Below are 18,402 nucleotides of genomic sequence, written 5' to 3'. Positions count from 1 at the left end.
TCGAAACAGGATACATCGAAAAATGACTGATGCTGTTCAAAACGACAACGCACAAGAAGAGAATAAGCTAATTGCAGAACGCCGCGCGAAACTGGACGAGATCCGTAAGAGCTGCAAAGCAAATGGCCATCCAAACGACTTCCGTCGTGACGCGCTAGCGGGCGACCTTCAAAAAGAGTTCGGTGAGAAGACGAAGGAAGAGCTAGAAGAGCTTAACCACGTCGTTGCGATCGCTGGTCGTATCATGGCGAAACGTGGTCCTTTCCTAGTCATCCAAGAGACTTCTGGTCGTATTCAGGCGTACGCTGCGAAAGACGTACAGAAAGAACTAAAAGAGAAGTACCAAGGTCTAGACATCGGTGACATCATCGGTGTGAAAGGTGCACTGCACAAGTCTGGTAAAGGCGATCTATACGTAAACATGGAAGAGTACGAGCTGCTAACGAAAGCGCTACGTCCTCTACCAGAAAAATTCCACGGCTTGACTGACCAAGAAATGCGTTACCGTCAGCGTTACGTTGACCTAATCGTGAATGAAGATTCACGTAAAGCGTTCATCATTCGCTCTAAGCTGGTTTCTGCGATTCGTAACTTCATGAGTGCAAAAGGCTATCTAGAAGTTGAAACGCCGATGATGCACGTGATCCCTGGTGGTGCGACTGCACGTCCATTCATCACTCACCACAACGCGCTAGACATCGACATGTACCTACGTGTTGCTCCAGAGCTTTACCTGAAGCGTCTGGTTGTGGGTGGTTTTGACCGTGTATTCGAAATCAACCGTAACTTCCGTAACGAAGGTCTGTCTCCTCGTCACAACCCAGAATTCACTATGATGGAATTCTACCAAGCTTACGCGGACTACAAAGATCTGATGGATCTGACTGAAGAGATGCTAAGCACTGTAGCGATGGAAGTTCTAGGTTCAACATCTATGCCTTACGGCGAAGAGACGGTTGAGTTTGGCGGTACTTACGCACGCATGAGCATGTTTGAAGCGATCAAACACTACAACCCTGAGCACGCAGATATTCAAGCGCTAACGGAAGCGGATCTACAAGACCGTGAAAAGATGGTTGCGATTGCGAAATCAGTACACGTTGAAGTAGAACCATTCTGGACATGTGGTCAGCTATTAGAAGAGATCTTCGGTGAAACCGCTGAGCCTCAACTGATTCAACCAACATTCATCACTGGCTACCCAGCGGATATCTCTCCACTGGCGCGTCGTAGCGATGACAACCCATTCTTCACTGACCGTTTTGAGTTCTTTATCGGTGGTCGTGAAGTGGCGAACGGCTTCTCTGAGCTTAATGATGCTGAAGACCAAGACGCACGCTTTAAAGCGCAAGTTGACGCGAAAGACGCAGGCGATGATGAAGCAATGTACTACGATGCGGACTACATCACTGCACTAGAGCACGGCCTTCCGCCAACAGCAGGTCAAGGTATCGGTATCGACCGTCTAGCGATGCTATTTACCAACACGCATACGATTCGTGACGTGATTTTATTCCCAGCAATGCGCCCACAAGCTTAACTGCTTTAGATTGTGTTAAAAAGCCACCCTCGGGTGGCTTTTTTTATATCAAATTGAGCAAATTCTTACCGACAACGTACGCTGCAAGATGGAATACTGAATGGGGAAATTTTCCCTTAGAGCGGAAAAAAACTTTTGAAGTTCATTCCATCGACGGTGGAAAAAGTACTATCTGCCCCCTAATCTTATGAATGAGACAGATTCTCTGTCCTAGTCTCTATAATGTAACAGAATATATGTGCCGCAGTGGCATTGCGTGAACGTTAGAAAAATAATAAGGATCAAGCAGTATGCGTAGTCAGTTCAGAATGGATTCGGTTCCGGGGTCTCTGATAGTGGTCGGAGGCACATACGAACCATGGCTTTCAGTTTTGGAACAGGTAGGTTGGCGATGCACTCAATGCGCCGACTTACGCAAAGCAGATGAATTATTTAGTGAAACCGGTCCGTGCATCGGTATTGTCGACCTCAGTCACGATGAGTTTAGTTTGAATGGGATTGCGAACTTGGTAAGTAACCATAAGCAAGTTCGCTGGATTGCATTTATCCGTGAATCTCAACTCAGCTCCGATACGATTTGCCAGTTTATCGTTAACTTTTGTATCGATTTCTTTACCGCACCGATTCCGGATGCTCAGCTACTGAGTACGATTGGTCACCAGTTAGGCATGCTCAAACTTGAGAAAAAAGTATGGCCTCACTACGGAAATAATGGCGATATGGGACTGATCGGTGATTCGATCCCGATGAAGCGTTTGCGCGATCAAATCAAACGTATCGGCCCTACTGACGTGAGTATTCTTATTTACGGCGAAAGCGGAACGGGTAAAGAGACTGTTGCGAGAGCGGTACATAAAACTTCTTCACGTGCGAATAAAGAGTTCATTTCGGTCAATTGTCGAGCGATGTCCGAACGACGCATTGAGAGCGACCTATTTGGTATTAATCGTGAAGACAGTACTCAACCGTCGATACTGGAAAAAGCCCACGGTGGCACCATCTTGCTCAACGATATTCTGACGTTACCAAAATCTCAGCAGGTTAATTTGCTGCGCTTCCTGCAAGAGGGGACTGTAGATACTGAGAAAGGTCGTAAAGACATCGATGTTCGCATCTTGGCGGCAAACTCGTCTGACATCGAGAAAGCGCTGATTGACGGAGACTTCAACGAAGAGCTTTACCACTACATCAATGTACTGCGTATCAACGTACCGAGTTTAAAAGAACGTGCTGGCGATATCACTATTCTGGCGCGTCATTTCCTCAAAGAATATTCAAAAGAGTACAACGCGCAGGCTCGCAGCTTTACTGAACAAGCAGCACGCTCTTTGACTCGCTACCATTGGCCGGGCAACGTACGTGAGCTGATGAACCAGATTAAGCGTGTGGTTTTGATGTCGGATACCGTGATGTTGGACGACGAACACCTTGACTTGCCGAAACGCAGCGACGGTAAACGTAGCCTGAAAAGTATCCGTGAGCGCAGCGAGCGTGATGCTCTGTTATTGGTCTTGGAGTCACACTCTGGTCAGGTATCGATGGCCGCGAAAGAACTCGGTGTTTCACGCGCAACCATGTACCGATTACTCAACAAACACAATTTGATCAGCGATATGACGGTTTAACTGTTTGTTTTATCTGTATAAGCCGCAATCACTTTGGTTGCGGCTTATTTTTTTGTCGATATTATCTATCGCGAATAATATATTTCCAGGCTGAATATCTTATTCCCGAAGTGATATATCAGTTGTTTTTGGGTTAATAAATTGTTTTAAAATTTAACGGCATAAAGTGGTTGAAATACCATCATCAATGCTTAGAATTTAACCATGAGCTCAGGCTCATATCTGCAAAAATCTCAAACTGGATTAATACATAGCTAGGAGGCGCACAATGAAACTATTTAACGTTATCTCATTCGATTGTGCGTCTGATGATCTATCTGTTCATATGGCAGCTATCGCCAACATTATGGCTAGCGCAACAGATCGTAAATCTACCTCTAAATCAGATATGTAATTAATCCGTATCCTTTTATTTTTAATTGGCTGCGGAAAAGCAGCGAATTAAAAATCACTTTCCCTTTTTAAGATTCGTTGATCTTTTCCCAGCTTTCGACAACTGGAGAATTATCATGAGTCATTCTGTATACCTAAAATTAGCGACAGTATTAGTAAAGGCAGACCTTCGTCGTGAAGAGCGTGCATGGAAACGTCAAGTTAGACGTAGCGCGTACGCGATTCCTTGGGACAATAAACACTTGTTGAAAGATATTGGTCTAGATGAAGAAGGCCGCTTTGCGGGACATACTGAACCTGATGCAGTTAAAGCAGAACGTCGTATTCGTCACCTTCGTCGTGTATTAAGTGCTCGAATACCAACGTAATAAAAGGGGCTGGTTGCTTCACCAGCCCCGTAAGTTTTTGGCCAACGTCGTCGAGTTGGCCTATTACCTAAGGACAAGGATTGGAGTAAGTCGTCCCAATCTCTTGTAACCCCTGAAGCAGTTCATCACTCAATACGACCTCTAAACTATCTATGTTTGATTTAAGTTGTTCTAAGTTTGTCGCACCAATGATGTTGGATGCGACAAACGGTCTCTGATTGACAAACGCGAGCGCCATTTGTGCCGGGTCTAGACCGTGCTCTCTGGCTAAATTGACGTACGCTTCGGTTGCTTTGATGCCTTGCGGAGTAAAGTAACGTACAAAGCGTTCAAACAGACTGCATCTTGCGCCTTCTGGTCGTTGGTTGTTGAGGTATTTACCACTTAGGCAGCCAAACGCTAGTGGTGAGTAGGCGAGCAGTTTTACTCCCTCATAATGGCTGATTTCAGATAGGCCTACTTCAAAGCTGCGGTTGAGTAAGTTATATGGGTTTTGAATTGACACGATACGTGGCAGTTCGTGTTTCTCCGCTAGGCGCAGCAGCGTCATCACGCCCCAAGGGGTTTCATTAGACACACCAATGTATCTGACTTTACCCGCTTTTATTAACTCCGCTAGCGCTTCTAGGGTTTCGATCAGCGTGACTTCTTCTTGTGCGTCAGGGTATGGGTAATTCAGTTGGCCAAAACAGTTGGTCTGGCGCTGTGGCCAATGGAGTTGATACAAGTCCACGTAATCGGTTTGTAGGCGTTTGAGGCTGTCGTCAATCGCCAAGTGGATGTTACGTCTATCTAGGCTCATGTTGTCGCGGATGTAAGGCACGTTGCGCGGTCCGGCAATTTTGGTCGCAAGGACGACTTTCTCTCTTTTGCCGGACTGTTTAAGCCAGTTACCAATGTACTCTTCAGTGAGCCCTTGGGTTCCCGCTTTAGGAGGAACTGGGTACATTTCAGCGGTGTCGATAAAATTGACGCCTCGCTCCAGTGCATAGTCCAACTGTTCAAAGGCTTCTTGCTGAGTGTTTTGCTCTCCAAAGGTCATAGTACCAAGGCAGATCTTACTCACTTCGAGTGTTGAGTGAGGTAACTTATTGTATTGCATGAGCCTTCCTTGTTTTATTCTCATTGTCTCCTCAATATAGGGGATAACACTGTCGCAAAACATGGATGGAATTAACAATTTAGCAAAATTTGTCTCGTTGTCTACACTGGATAGACGGAGGTAAGTTATGCAAAAAACTCAGTTGGACAAGTGGATTCATGGAAGCCATAAATCGAGTTATGAGCCCCCTAAGGTATTTGTGATTAGTTGTTCCGATCTATCACAATATCTTTTGGCGGTGGAGTACAAGCATCGGCTTGAGCCGCTCAAAATTAATGACGAACCGATTCACTTCGATTCATTAGATCAGGTGAAAGAAGAACTTAATAGATTGGGCGTAGAGAGAGCTTATCTAAGGCTGCACAATGCTTATGATGAATGTGGCACAGGGGATGGTCCACTCTATCACGATCTTGAACTCTCCCTGACTACCCACTAGGCGAAGTTTTGTTCCAGTATTTTTGCGGTAAATTGGGTACGTAAGTAAAAGCCGCGCGGGAGTGTTTTTATCGGTTTACCACTGGCACCGTAAGCCTCTGTTAAAACACGACTGTTCGCGGCTTTAGGTCTTAGTTGCAATACCTCGCCATGGCGTGCGGTGATCTGTTCGACCTGACCAATCACGATCATTTCCATTAATTCTTCCCAGTCGGTTTTTAGTTGTAGCTCTTCTTCAGCAGTCGGTGACCAGATCAACGGTGAACCGACACGACGCTCTGCCAACGGGATTTCACGTTCTCCTTCTACCGGGATCCAGAGTACGCGAGAGAGTTTGTTTCTGACGTGGCTGTTTTCCCACCTTAAACCGTGTACCCCCATCAAAGGAGCCACACAAACGAAGGTGGTTTCTAGCGGCTTGCCACTGTAGCTGATAGGAATCGTTTTTAACTCGATACCTAGCTGTTCAAAGTCTTGTTGAGGCTTACTGCCTGCCGTTGCACCTAAGTGCCATTCTAGCAATTGCCCAACCCAACCTTTGTCTCGACGTAGATCTGGAGGCACTGGCATTCCGGCTTCTTCGGCCAGCTCAGCGAAGGTGACACCCGCGATGTCCGTTGCTCTTTCTATCAGTTCTTGTTCCGATCTTGGTTCCGACTTCATATCTGTTTGTTACTCATTACAACTCGCCACTATTGTAACGGAAAACCTAGTTTGATGGTTGTGTGAAAATTGATCATTTTGATGGTTGGATCATTCATTAATAACTTATCCACAGCTGGTGGCGAGTTTTTTTCATTTTTCTGTGCGCATGTATGAATTAACAGTACTTTTGTCGTCATTTTTCACTTGATAAAACACGGTAAAGTTGTATCTGGGCTAACGTTTTGTGGATAAGAGTATGGTTGGTGGATCTTTAACCGATTGGATTTTCATCAGTTTTTACGAAGTGATTTCAACGAGGTGAATTTAGTGGTGTGAGATTATTCTTTTGTTTTTAAAGGATAAAATTATTATTTTTGGTCTGCGTCATTAGATGTAAATATCCCATTTGCTCACTGGTTGATCGCTTTAACAAAGATTCTTCACATGGTTATACACAGAAAAGGTGTATAAATGTGGGCTATGTCTCAGATTGGTGTGTATAACCTCTGTTTTGGCTAAAACTTATTCAACATGGAGGGCTAAGACGAGATTTTCCGCCTTAGTCACACTAGTAAGTTTGCTCCGATTGGGGATATGTGGAAAAATCACTGTAATTAAAGATTTTATTAGAGGTTGGCCAGTGATAGATGGCGATGGTTACCGCTTAAATGTGGGTATTGTAATCTGTAACAACCATGGTCAGGTCTTCTGGGCTAAGCGATACGGACAACATTCATGGCAGTTTCCTCAAGGGGGAATCGATGAAGGTGAAACTCCAGAGCAAGCAATGTATCGGGAGTTATATGAAGAGGTTGGTCTTACAAAGAAAGATGTAAAGATCGTAGCAACAAGTCGTCATTGGCTAAGATATAAGTTACCCAAACGCCTTGTCCGCTGGGATTCAAAACCTGTTTGTATCGGTCAGAAACAGAAATGGTTTCTACTACGTTTAGATTGTGACGAATCTAAGATCAATATGCTACGTGGTAGCTCCCCTGAGTTTGATGGTTGGCGTTGGGTAAGTTATTGGTATCCGGTTAGGCAAGTGGTGTCTTTTAAGCGTGACGTTTACCGACGTGCGATGAAAGAATTTGCATCGATGGCGATGCCGTTTAGAGAGCGTAGAGCCAAGAATAAGCGTAAACACAGGAGAGGATAGACATGCTTTCTCAACTAAGGGACGTAGTTGAACAGGTATCTAAAGTCGAAGATGTCCACCAGGCTTTAGATATTTTGGTTAAGCAAACGTGCAGCGCGATGAGTACGGAGTGTTGTACTGTCTATCTTGCTAACGAAGAGATGCAGCGCCTTGAGCTAATGGCAACTCAAGGTCTGCGCTTCAAAGGCGACAAAATTCATATTAGCTTCAGTGAAGGCTTAGTTGGCTTGGTTAAGCGAACGGCCGAACCACTCAACTTAGCTGAAGCGTCCAAACATCCTCACTTTAAATACTTCTCTGAACTGGGCGAAGAGGTTTATCAAAGCTTCCTCGGTACGCCGATCATCTATCGCAAGCAAGTCCTCGGTGTGTTGGTGGTGCAGCAAAAGCAGCCGCGCCAATTTGACGAAATGGAAGAGTCATTTCTTGTTACGCTGGCGGCTCAGCTTGCGGTGATCATTGCCCATGCTCAAACGCAAGGTTTATGGCGACTTGAGAAAAAACAGCAAGCGATTCGCGGTGTACCAGCGTCATCTGGTGTGGCGATTGGCGAGTTTTGGCTCGATGATACCCAACCGGAGCTGTCAGAGGTGTGTCCGGCATCGACTTTAGATATCGAACGCGAGCAAGAAATGCTGGCATTGGCGATTGAAGCGGCCTTGAGCGATTTTCGCCGGATGCGCAAAAAGCTCGACAGCGAGATCAATAAAGATGCGCTGGCCATTTTCGACCTGTTTACCCACTTGCTTAACGATCCGATGCTGCGTAAGGATCTTAAAGCGCAAATCCAAAAAGGTGACCGTGCAGACTGGGCGTTAAGGCAAGTTGTCGAGAGTTACTCCAACCGATTCGCTCGGATGTCTGACGTCTACTTGCGTGAACGAGCACAAGACATTCGCGAGCTTGGTCATCGTCTGTTGTACTTCCTCAACAATACTGAGCAAGAGCAGCCACTACTCGAGAAGCCGATCATCTTGGTGGTGAGAGAGCTAACCGCGTCGATTTTAGCGTCGATTCCGAAAGATAAACTGCTGGCGGTGGTATCGACCGAAGGGGCGGCAAACTCCCACGCGGCGATCTTGTCACGTGCACTGGGCATTCCTGCGGTTATGGGCGTGAGTGTTAACCTTGGGGCAATCAGTGGCAAGCAAGGCGTTGTCGATGGCTACAGTGGTAAGATCTTGGTATCACCTAACCGTCAGTTGCTTAAAGAGTATCGTGCGCTAGCAAATGAAGAACGCGAGTTAGCCAGCATGGTTAACCAACGTATTCTTGAACCTGCGTGTACCAAAGACAATCAACGTATCGAAATCATGCTCAACGCGGGTTTGAGCGCCGATACCAATATCGCTGAGAATCAAGGCGTAGATGGCGTTGGTTTATACCGGACCGAAATCTCGTTTTTGCTCCAACACCGTTTTCCTTCCGAAGAAGAGCAGACGCAGCAGTATCAGATGGTACTCAACACCTACCCAAACAAGCGTGTAGTCATGCGTACGTTGGACGTTGGTGGTGACAAAGCGTTGCCTTATCTTCCTATCGATGAAGATAACCCATTCTTAGGTTGGCGTGGTATCCGCTTTACACTCGACCACCCAGATATCTTTTTGATGCAAATCCGCGCGATGCTACGCGCGAGTGCTGAAAGCCAAAACCTGAGCATTTTATTGCCAATGGTTTCTGGGGCTCAGGAGCTGGATGACGCGATTGTGCTTATCGAACGCGCATACCAAGAAGTGGTTGAGCTCGATGAGCGGATCCAAATGCCAGAAATCGGTGTGATGATTGAAGTGCCATCGATGATCTATCTGCTGCCATTGATCGCCGATAAAGTGGATTTTGTTTCAATCGGTACCAATGACTTAACTCAATATTTGCTGGCGGTCGACCGCAATAATGCACGTGTGTCCGATGTCTATGAATCGATGCATCCAGCGGTAATCATGGCACTCGACCATATCCAAAAAGTGTGCACTCGACTCGACTTACCCGTGTGTATTTGTGGTGAATTGGCCGGTGACCCGATTGGCGCGCTATTGATGGTCGGCTTAGGCTATCGCAGTCTAAGTATGAACACGTCCAACGTGGCAAAAGTAAAATACCTGCTTTGTAATACCGACAGTGCAGAGCTAAAGGCTTTGGCAGACAAAGCACTAATGCAGCCTTACGGCAATGATATTTATACAATGATGCAGACCTTCCTTGAAGAGAAAGGATTTGCAGGTTTTATTCGCGCTGGTAAACGATAGGAAATACCGTGAACATTGAGTTTTTGAGCTTACTGCTCCTGCTGGGTGGCTTTGTTGGAATCATGGCTGGGTTACTTGGGATTGGGGGCGGTCTTATCGTTGTTCCTGCGTTGTTATTTTTGTTGCCGATGGCTGGGATTGACCCGTCGATCAGCATGCACATCGCACTGGCGACATCGCTGGCTTCTATCATCGTCACTTCTGGTTCTTCCGCTTTTAACCATTTCAGATTGGGCAACGTCGACATGTTTGTCGTCAAATGGCTGATGCCCGGTGTGGTGGTCGGTGGTTTTTTAGGCGCGAACATTGCTGATTGGATCCCGTCGCAATACTTACCTAAAGTATTTGGCGTGATTGTGCTGTTACTCGCGATTCAGATGTTGTTTTCTATCAAAGGCAAAACGGAACGCGCGATGCCGGGGAGTGGGGCAACCGTGGTGATCGGTACGGGAATTGGTATGGTATCGAGCTTAGCCGGTATCGGTGGTGGCTCGCTGTCGGTGCCGTTTCTAAACCGTCATGGTGTTGAGATGCGACGCGCGGTGGGGTCTTCTTCTGTGTGTGGCTGCTTTATCGCGCTATCGGGAATGGTTGGCTTTATTCTCAATGGCTATAAAGCGGATGTGCTGCCTGCGTATAGCCTGGGTTACGTGTATCTACCTGCGTTAATTGGTATTACGTCGACCTCGATGTTGACCACTCGAATCGGGGCGAAATTAGCGACCAGTATGCCGACGGTCAGGCTAAAGAAAATCTTTGCACTATTTTTAATGTTCGTTGCTGGAACTATGTTACTGTGACGCACTCTCATCTATACCTTTCAACATTTTGAATTTCTAAAGAGTAATGCTCCTATGTCTCAGGGATACCTTGAATTTCCTAATATAGATCCTGTTTTGGTCTCTATCGGCCCGCTGTCGATCCGATGGTATGGCTTAATGTATTTAGTCGGTTTTGCGTTCGCACTGTGGTTAGCGAATCGTCGTGCAGACAAGCCAGATAGTGGTTGGACTCGAGACCAAGTGTCAGATCTATTGTTTGCTGGCTTCTTAGGTGTCGTAGTCGGTGGTCGTATCGGTTATGTGCTGTTTTACAACTTCGACCTGTTCCTGCAAGACCCGCTTTATCTCTTCAAGGTTTGGACTGGTGGTATGTCATTCCACGGTGGCTTACTTGGCGTAATCACTGCCATGTTCTGGTATGCGAAAAAGAACGGTCGCACCTTCTTTGGTGTGGCGGACTTTATCGCACCACTCGTGCCATTTGGACTGGGTGTTGGACGTTTAGGTAACTTTATGAACAGCGAGCTATGGGGCCGTGTTACCGACGTGCCTTGGGCGTTTGTTTTCCCAAATGGTGGACCGCTGCCTCGTCACCCGTCTCAGCTATACGAAATGTTGCTAGAAGGTGTCGTCCTGTTCTTTATCCTTAACTGGTTTATCAAGAAACCTCGACCGCTGGGCTCGGTATCAGGGCTATTTTTAGCTGGATATGGTACATTCCGCTTCCTTGTCGAGTACGTACGTGAACCGGATGCGCATTTAGGTTTATTTGGCGGCTTTATCTCTATGGGACAAATCTTGTCACTTCCTATGGTTATCATCGGTATTTTGATGATGGTTTGGGCATACAAACGCGGTCACTACAAAGACGAACTACCACAACAGACGAAGTAAGGAATTGGTGTGAAACAGTATTTAGATCTCTGTCGACGAATCGTTGAGCAAGGTGAGTGGGTTGAAAACGAGCGTACAGGCAAGCGTTGTCTGACGGTTATCAATGCAGACTTGACCTACGATGTTGGCAACAACCAGTTCCCGCTCGTAACAACGCGTAAAAGCTTTTGGAAAGCGGCGGTTGCTGAGCTACTTGGCTACATTCGTGGTTATGACAATGCTGAAGACTTCCGCAAACTGGGCACCAAAACTTGGGATGCGAATGCCAACCTGAATGACGCTTGGTTGAATAACCCTTACCGTAAAGGTGAGGACGATATGGGCCGCGTTTACGGCGTTCAAGGTCGTGCTTGGGCAAAACCAGACGGCGGTCATATCGATCAACTGCGCAAGATAGTCGATGACCTAACTCGTGGTGTGGATGACCGAGGTGAAATCCTCAACTTCTACAACCCGGGTGAGTTCCACATGGGTTGTTTGCGCCCATGTATGTACAGCCACCACTTCTCGCTATTGGGTGATACGCTATACCTCAACAGCACCCAGCGCTCTTGTGATGTGCCGCTTGGGTTGAACTTCAATATGGTTCAGGTTTACGTGTTCTTAGCGATTATGGCGCAGATCACTGGCAAGAAACCAGGTCAGGCGTACCATAAGATCGTGAATGCCCATATCTACGAAGATCAACTCGAATTGATGCGTGACGTACAACTGAAGCGTGAACCGCTGAAATCACCGACGTTCCACATCAACCCTGAAATCAAATCTCTGGAAGATTTGGAAACTTGGGTCACTATGGATGACTTCTGGGTAGAAGGTTATGAGCATCACGACGCGATTAAGTATCCGTTCTCTGTCTAATCCATGACATATGATTAAAGGCTGCCAGTGTGCAGCCTTTTTTATTGCTTGATGTTTATCGAATCACAGCAGCAAGTTAGGTAGATAGAAAAGAGCAATTAGATATTGGTGCGGTAGATAAGTTTGCTTTATCGAAGAATGAAAAAAGCCCCTAACTTTCGTTAGGGGCTCGCAAGCGATGGTGTAATTGGTATTTATTCTTATGCTGTTAAAGCAAGGATAGTACCTGGTAGAACCACAAATACGCTGAGTAGGTAACCTGCCACGACGGCTTTGTTCTTCACTGCCATGTCGGAAATAAGGTCTGCGCCTTTTACTGGCAGTTCGCGTAGGAACGGGATACCGAAGATGAATACGGTTGCCATTACGTTGAACACTAGGTGAACTAGAGCAATTTGTAGTGCGAATACTGCGAACTCACCTGATACTGCGGTTGCTGCCAGTAGTGCGGTAATACAAGTACCGATGTTTGCACCTAGTGTGAATGGGTAAACATCACGAACTTTCAGTACACCTGAACCTACTAGAGGAACCATCAGGCTAGTGGTTGTTGAAGAAGACTGCACCAGTACTGTCACGATAGAGCCAGACATAATACCGTGGATAGGACCACGACCAATGGCGTTCTTCAGAATTTCACGAGCACGGCCAACCATTAGGCTCTTCATCAGTTTACCCATCACAGTAATTGCGACGAAGATAGTTGCGATACCCAGTACGATAAGCATTACGCCGCCAACAGTATCACCAAATGTTGATAGTGGCTCTTTAACTGCGCTTACAACTGGTTTGGTAATTGGCTTAATGAAGTTAAAGCCTTTGAGGCTCATATCGCCTGTTGCAAGTAGCGGTGAAACCAACCAATGAGAGATTTTCTCAAGGATGCCGAACATCATTTCCAATGGTAGGAAGATCGCAACGGCTAATAAGTTAAAGAAATCGTGGATTGTTGCACTTGCGAATGCGCGTTTGAACTCTTCTTTACAGCGAACGTGACCAAGGCTCACAAGCGTGTTGGTGACTGTTGTACCGATGTTTGCACCCATAACCATAGGGATAGCTGTTTCTACCGGTAAACCGCCAGCCACAAGGCCCACGATGATAGACGTTACTGTACTTGAAGATTGAATAAGAGCGGTTGCAACTAAGCCGATCATTAGGCCAGCTACAGGGTGAGAGGCAAATTCAAAGAGAACTTTTGCTTGATCACCAGTTGCCCATTTGAAGCCGCTGCCGACCATAGATACAGCCAGAAGCAGTAGGTATAACATGAACGCCAAGTTAGCCCAGCGCAACCAGCGAGTCGTGCTCGAAATAGGAGCCGCTGTAGTAGTAGCTTGGTTCATAATTTTTCTCCGTGGACCGATAAAATCTTAATAGTGGTCTGTTGTTGAAACTGAGGGCGATGTTAGAGGGGAAATATTTCAGTAATATTACAGTTATATGTAATGGAGATGATTTTGTGTGACCTCGGATTATATTCTCGAAATATAGGTTGAGTTTTGAATTTAAGGTATTGATTTGTATGGGTATTTTGTGTGGTTTAAATTGTGATTAAAGTCTGAAATTTACCGATTTTTTTGCTAAAAAGATGATTGTTTTATGACAAGGTGACACTGAGTTGTCATAAAGCGATTATCAATATTCGGTAAAGATAGTTCTACTGTTGATATTTTTCGTTTTTACCGAAGTATTGTTGTCATTTGGCGCATTTGCTATAACGCTATCTTCGACAAACAATTCGAGTTCAGAGTCATGTCGCACTTAAATTACAATCATCTCTATTACTTCTGGATGGTGTGCAAACAAGGGGCGGTTACCAAAGCTGCAGATGCACTATTCTTGACACCGCAAACGGTCACCGGGCAAATCAAAGCGTTAGAAGACCGAATGGATGGTAAGCTGACCAAACGTAACGGTAGAAGCATCGAGCCAACCGAATTAGGGCAGTTGGTGTTCAAGTACGCAGACCGTATGTTTGGTTTGAGCTACGAAATGTTGGATATCGTGAACTACAGTCAGCGTTCCAATATCTTGTTTGATGTCGGTGTTGCAGACGCACTCTCAAAGCGCTTGGTGAGTAAGATACTGATGACAACCGTCCCTGAAGACAACAGCATTCATTTACGCTGTTTTGAGTCGACCCACGAAATGTTGTTAGAACAGTTATCACAGCACAAGCTCGATATGATTTTGTCTGATTGCCCTGTGGATTCCAGCCAAAGCCCTGGTCTGTACAGCAAAAAGCTAGGTGAGTGTAATATGAGCTTTTTCTGCGCGGGTAAAGTCGATAGCGTGAAGTTCCCTGAAGTATTGGAACAGAGAAAACTACTAATTCCTGGCAGCCGAACAGCAATGGGGCGCAAGGTGCTGCAGTGGTTCGACCGTCAAGGCCTTCAACCGAATGTGTTGGGAGAATTTGATGATGTCGCATTAATGAAGGCGTTTGCCCGCTATCATGATGATGTCATCTTTCTTGCTCCGTCACTCTATGTCACGGAAGTGGACAGTGACTTAGCACTGCAGTTGATCGGTCATATCGAAGAGCTCAAAGAAGAGTACTACGTCATTTTCGCCGAACGTATGATCCAGCATCCAGCGGTGAAGAATGTGTGTGATGCCGATTTTACCTCGTTGTTTAAATAACCTTTTCTGTATAAGAAATAGATTAGTTATTACAGATCGATTAAAATCAACGGTGCTATAGTGCTACATATATAGTTAAATCGATTTTAGTTTTAGATTGCTAACACAATTTTGGCTCAGCGATTTAGATTTGAAAGTAGTCTACAGATGTATTTTAGTGTGGTTTCAAAGGGTACTGGCCGATGAATTTACAAGCGATGGAACAAAACTCTGCAAAAGCGGTAGTACTACTGAAAGCGATGGCCAACGAGAGACGGTTGCAGATACTGTGTTTGCTACACAACAACGAACTGTCGGTCGGCGAATTGTGTAATAAGCTTGAGCTCAGCCAATCGGCTTTGTCTCAACACCTTGCTTGGTTGCGACGTGATGGTTTGGTTGAAACACGTAAAGAAGCACAAACCGTTTACTACACACTCAGCAGTGAAGAAGTCAAAGCGATGATCCAATTACTTCATGGTATGTACTGCAGCTAATCGAACAAACAGAAAAAGAGGCCTTGAGCCTCTTTTTTATTTTTAGCAGATATAAAAAAACCGGCAAAAGCCGGTTTTTTCTTTCACTGAGTAATCAGAGTTCTATTAAAGAGCTTTGATTGCAGCAGAGAAACGAGACTTATGACGTGCAGCTTTATTCTTGTGAATAAGGCCTTTAGTCGCCATGCGGTCTAGGATTGGTGTAACTGCAGCAAATGCTTCAGTTGCAGCAGCTTTGTCGCCTGCTTCGATAGCAGCAACAGTTTTCTTCATGTAAGTGCGCATCATAGAACGACGGCTAGCGTTGTGCTGACGACGTTTCTCAGCTTGGATAGCGCGCTTCTTAGCAGATTTACTATTTGCCAAGGGTCTAACTCCCAAAAACTTTAGTTCGGTGACAATTTAAGGGCGAGGACTATCCCCTATTTGCGCTTAAATGTCAAATGATTTGTGCAAAAACCAATCGAAACCAAACAAATTTTGGATTAGAAAGGTCTTCACGGTTAAGATGGCGGGGATTCTAACAGTATTTTTTTTTCAATGCTAATACTAATCTGCTCTCAGGCATTTATTCATGCCAAAGAGAAGCGCTTTGCATTTAGTATTAGAGGACTCCCGAGGTAACTGTGAGTAAACGTCTCCTCAAGTCAGGCATGATTGTGAGTGCTATGACTTTGATTTCGCGCGTCTTAGGATTGGTGCGTGATGTCGTAGTAGCAAATTTAATGGGTGCAGGGGCAAGTGCCGATGTATTCTTTTTTGCTAATAAAATTCCCAACTTCTTACGCCGATTATTTGCCGAAGGGGCATTCTCGCAAGCCTTTGTGCCGGTACTCACGGAATATCACGCCAGCGGTGATATGGACAAAACGCGCCAGTTGATTGCAAGAGCCGCAGGTACGTTAGGAGTGATCGTCTCGGTTGTCACAATACTCGGGGTACTTGGCTCCGGTATCGTGACGGCAATGTTTGGTTTTGGTTGGTTCTTAGACTGGCTTAACGGTGGCCCATCGGCGGAAAAATTTGAGCTGGCGAGCTTGATGCTCAAAATCACCTTTCCCTATCTTTGGTTCATTACCTTTGTCGCGCTTTCCGGAGCGATACTGAATACCTTGGGCAAGTTTGCCGTCTCTTCTTTTACTCCGGTGTTTCTCAACGTGATGATCATTCTGTCGGCGTGGTTTATCGCGCCGCAGTTAGCACAACCAGAAATAGGTTTAGCGATCGGGGTCTTTTTAGGTGGGTTGGTTCAGTTTTTCTTCCAACTTCCTTTCCTTATTAAAGCTGGCGTGATGGTGCGTCCTAAATGGGGATGGCGTGACCCTGGGGTTGTGAAAATCAGAACCTTGATGATTCCTGCACTGTTTGGCGTATCGGTCAGCCAAATCAACTTACTGTTTGATACCTTTATCGCCAGCTTTCTTCAGACTGGCTCAATCAGTTGGCTTTATTACTCGGACCGCTTATTGGAGTTCCCACTCGGTCTGTTTGGTATTGCTATCGCAACGGTGATTCTGCCGGCGTTATCGCGTAAACACGTCGACGCCCAAGGGGAAGGCTTTGCGCATACCATGGATTGGGGGGTGCGTATGGTCAGCTTACTTGGTGTACCAGCGATGCTAGGGTTGATCGTACTCGCCAAACCGATGTTGATGGTACTGTTTATGCGTGGAGAGTTTTCTCCACAAGACGTCGAGTTTGCCTCTATGTCGTTGATGGCTTACGCCGCGGGCTTGTTGAACTTCATGCTGATTAAAGTGCTCGCGCCGGGTTACTACTCGCGTCAAGACACTAAGACTCCAGTGAAGTACGGCATCATCGCCATGGTATCGAATATGGTCTTCAACGCGATTTTTGCATGGTTTTACGGCTATGTTGGTCTCGCAATGGCGACGGCGCTGTCGGCACTGGTTAACATGTCTCTACTATATAGGGGCTTACACATTGCTGGTGTTTATAGGCTAACACGTCAAACCATCGTATTCGCGATCAAACTCGTGATTGCTGGTGGTTTCATGGTTGCGGCTATCTTATGGCAACTGGAAGAGATGCCAGTGTGGTTGCAGTGGAGCTTACTGGAACGTTCAACGAGCCTAGCGATTTTAATCGCGCTTGGTGCAGCGGTTTATTTGCTGTCGCTTGTCATAATGGGCGTACGTTTAAAAGATCTAAAAGCAGCGACAGACTGATGGCGATTAGTATATAATCCGTCAGTTTCACGCAGCGTAAATAATAAAAACACAGGTTTTAGTAACTTCCAATGGAATTAATCCGAGGTATTCACAATATCAAACCACACCATTACGGGTGTGTATTGACGATCGGAAACTTCGACGGAGTGCATCTAGGTCATCAAGCAGTATTGCGTCAAGTGTCTGAGCGAGCAGAGAAATTAGGCTTGCCTTCCACGATTATGACCTTTGACCCACAGCCATTGGAGTTGTTCGCTAAAGAGAAAGCACCCGCTCGGTTAACCCGACTCAGAGATAAGTTTGTTCAGCTTAGTAAACTCAAGCTTGAGCGACTACTTTGTGTCAATTTTAACGAGCAATTTGCCAATCTCACGGCGGATGAGTTTATTAGTGACTTGTTGGTGAAGCGTTTGGGTGTTAAGTTTCTGGTCGTAGGCGATGATTTCTGTTTTGGTCGTGGCCGGAAAGGCAACTTTGACATGCTTAAACAAGCCGGCGAAAAATACGGTTTTGAAGTGGTCAGTACCCAAAGTTTCTGTATGCAGAAACTGCGAGTGAGTAGCACGGCGATTCGCGACGCGTTAGCACAAGATCAACTGGATGTCGCCGCAGAAATGCTTGGGCGAGATTACAGTATCAGTGGGCGTGTTTCTCATGGGCGTAAGCTTGGTAGAACGATCGGTTTTCCAACCGCCAATATTCCACTGAAACGCCGTGTTTCACCAGTATCTGGCGTATATGTTGTCGAAGCTTTGGGCTTAGGCAACCAGCCAATCGGTGGCGTGGCAAACATTGGCAACAGACCAACAGTAAATGGTGTTCGCCAACAATTGGAAGTGCATTTATTCGACTTTCATGCCGACTTATACGGCAAACAGTTAGAAATCGTACTTTTACATAAGCTTCGAGACGAACAGAAGTTCGAGTCTTTTGAAGTATTGAAACAACAAATTGAATTGGATGCTGAGGCAGCAAGGGTGTGGTTGCGTCAGCTTAATCGCTAAGTGGTTTAGTCCACCGACTTAGCATAAT

18 protein-coding genes are annotated in these 18,402 nt (G+C 45.9%); 14 read left to right on the top strand and 4 right to left on the bottom strand.

The annotated features are described in order from the left end of the window. Positions 1 to 22 precede the first annotated feature (22 nt). The 4 genes from lysS (at position 23) to HCZ42_RS01755 (ending at position 3,926) form a co-directional block, all read left to right on the top strand. Entirely contained in the window at positions 23 to 1,540 is a 1,518-nt protein-coding gene (lysS, locus tag HCZ42_RS01765) for a lysine--tRNA ligase (protein WP_167419071.1), read from the top strand. Between the two features lie 290 nt (positions 1,541 to 1,830). Then, positions 1,831 to 3,165, top strand: a complete 1,335-nt coding sequence (gene vpsR, locus HCZ42_RS01760; protein ID WP_167419070.1) for a cyclic-di-GMP-binding transcriptional regulator VpsR — start codon at positions 1,831 to 1,833, stop codon at positions 3,163 to 3,165. Between the two features lie 268 nt (positions 3,166 to 3,433). Next, entirely contained in the window at positions 3,434 to 3,559 is a 126-nt protein-coding gene (locus tag HCZ42_RS22015) for a hypothetical protein (RefSeq protein ID WP_303047951.1), read from the top strand. Positions 3,560 to 3,674: 115 nt separating this feature from the next. Next, on the top strand, positions 3,675 to 3,926 hold the full coding sequence (locus HCZ42_RS01755) for a DUF1127 domain-containing protein (RefSeq protein WP_167419069.1): 252 nt from the start codon (positions 3,675 to 3,677) through the stop codon (positions 3,924 to 3,926). A 67-nt stretch (positions 3,927 to 3,993) separates the two neighbouring features. Here HCZ42_RS01755 and HCZ42_RS01750 read toward each other — a convergent pair whose 3' ends face one another. Continuing rightward, positions 3,994 to 5,028 carry an NADP(H)-dependent aldo-keto reductase gene (locus HCZ42_RS01750; protein WP_167419068.1) on the bottom strand — a complete coding sequence of 345 codons (1,035 nt, stop codon included), beginning with the start codon at positions 5,026 to 5,028 and terminating at the stop codon, positions 3,994 to 3,996. Between the two features lie 127 nt (positions 5,029 to 5,155). Between HCZ42_RS01750 and HCZ42_RS01745 the strand changes: the two genes are divergently transcribed. Beyond that, complete coding sequence (locus HCZ42_RS01745; RefSeq protein WP_167419067.1) at positions 5,156 to 5,467, top strand: DUF6482 family protein; 312 nt, start codon at positions 5,156 to 5,158, stop codon at positions 5,465 to 5,467. Here the strand turns inward: HCZ42_RS01745 and mutH are convergent. Then, complete coding sequence (mutH, locus tag HCZ42_RS01740) at positions 5,464 to 6,129, bottom strand: DNA mismatch repair endonuclease MutH (RefSeq protein ID WP_167419066.1); 666 nt, start codon at positions 6,127 to 6,129, stop codon at positions 5,464 to 5,466. The genes HCZ42_RS01745 and mutH overlap by 4 nt on opposite strands. Before the next feature lie 622 nt (positions 6,130 to 6,751). Here mutH and rppH point away from each other — a divergent pair. The 5 genes from rppH to HCZ42_RS01715 are packed head-to-tail and all read left to right on the top strand — an operon-like array spanning position 6,752 to position 12,056. Next, positions 6,752 to 7,270, top strand: coding sequence for an RNA pyrophosphohydrolase (rppH, locus tag HCZ42_RS01735; RefSeq protein WP_053410255.1), 519 nt, complete (start codon positions 6,752 to 6,754; stop codon positions 7,268 to 7,270). Positions 7,271 to 7,272: 2 nt separating this feature from the next. Continuing rightward, positions 7,273 to 9,519, top strand: a complete 2,247-nt coding sequence (gene ptsP, locus HCZ42_RS01730; protein ID WP_167419065.1) for a phosphoenolpyruvate--protein phosphotransferase — start codon at positions 7,273 to 7,275, stop codon at positions 9,517 to 9,519. An 8-nt stretch (positions 9,520 to 9,527) separates the two neighbouring features. Beyond that, positions 9,528 to 10,319, top strand: a complete 792-nt coding sequence (locus HCZ42_RS01725) for a sulfite exporter TauE/SafE family protein (protein ID WP_167419064.1) — start codon at positions 9,528 to 9,530, stop codon at positions 10,317 to 10,319. A gap of 54 nt (positions 10,320 to 10,373) precedes the next feature. Next, complete coding sequence (gene lgt / locus HCZ42_RS01720) at positions 10,374 to 11,195, top strand: prolipoprotein diacylglyceryl transferase (protein WP_167419063.1); 822 nt, start codon at positions 10,374 to 10,376, stop codon at positions 11,193 to 11,195. A gap of 9 nt (positions 11,196 to 11,204) precedes the next feature. Then, complete coding sequence (locus tag HCZ42_RS01715) at positions 11,205 to 12,056, top strand: thymidylate synthase (RefSeq protein ID WP_167419062.1); 852 nt, start codon at positions 11,205 to 11,207, stop codon at positions 12,054 to 12,056. A gap of 200 nt (positions 12,057 to 12,256) precedes the next feature. Here HCZ42_RS01715 and HCZ42_RS01710 read toward each other — a convergent pair whose 3' ends face one another. Then, a complete protein-coding gene (locus tag HCZ42_RS01710) occupies positions 12,257 to 13,402 on the bottom strand; it encodes a Na/Pi symporter (protein WP_167419061.1) in 1,146 nt (381 codons plus the stop codon). 409 nt (positions 13,403 to 13,811) lie between these two features. On the opposite strand from HCZ42_RS01710, the gene nhaR reads away from it, so the two are divergent. Both nhaR and HCZ42_RS01700 read left to right on the top strand, forming a co-directional pair. Further along, positions 13,812 to 14,702, top strand: a complete 891-nt coding sequence (nhaR, locus tag HCZ42_RS01705) for a transcriptional activator NhaR (protein ID WP_167419060.1) — start codon at positions 13,812 to 13,814, stop codon at positions 14,700 to 14,702. A 182-nt stretch (positions 14,703 to 14,884) separates the two neighbouring features. After that, a complete protein-coding gene (locus HCZ42_RS01700; protein WP_053410232.1) occupies positions 14,885 to 15,178 on the top strand; it encodes an ArsR/SmtB family transcription factor in 294 nt (97 codons plus the stop codon). 105 nt (positions 15,179 to 15,283) lie between these two features. Here the strand turns inward: HCZ42_RS01700 and rpsT are convergent, their stop codons facing one another. After that, complete coding sequence (gene rpsT / locus HCZ42_RS01695) at positions 15,284 to 15,544, bottom strand: 30S ribosomal protein S20 (RefSeq protein ID WP_021705632.1); 261 nt, start codon at positions 15,542 to 15,544, stop codon at positions 15,284 to 15,286. A gap of 260 nt (positions 15,545 to 15,804) precedes the next feature. Here rpsT and murJ point away from each other — a divergent pair, with 260 nt between their 5' ends. Both murJ and ribF read left to right on the top strand, forming a co-directional pair. Further along, positions 15,805 to 17,367 (top strand): murein biosynthesis integral membrane protein MurJ, encoded by a 1,563-nt coding sequence (gene murJ / locus HCZ42_RS01690; protein ID WP_167419059.1) that lies wholly within the window; start codon positions 15,805 to 15,807, stop codon positions 17,365 to 17,367. Between the two features lie 71 nt (positions 17,368 to 17,438). Next, positions 17,439 to 18,374: a bifunctional riboflavin kinase/FAD synthetase gene (gene ribF / locus HCZ42_RS01685; RefSeq protein WP_167419058.1), complete on the top strand. Its 936-nt coding sequence runs from the start codon at positions 17,439 to 17,441 to the stop codon at positions 18,372 to 18,374. Positions 18,375 to 18,402 lie beyond the last annotated feature (28 nt).

The sequence above is a fragment of the Vibrio hepatarius genome (genome assembly GCF_011806575.1).
In the GTDB taxonomy this organism is placed as follows: Bacteria; Pseudomonadota; Gammaproteobacteria; order Enterobacterales; family Vibrionaceae; genus Vibrio; species Vibrio hepatarius_A.
The sequence above is the reverse complement of the archived record's forward strand: the minus strand, read 5'-3'. Positions and strand labels throughout refer to the sequence as shown.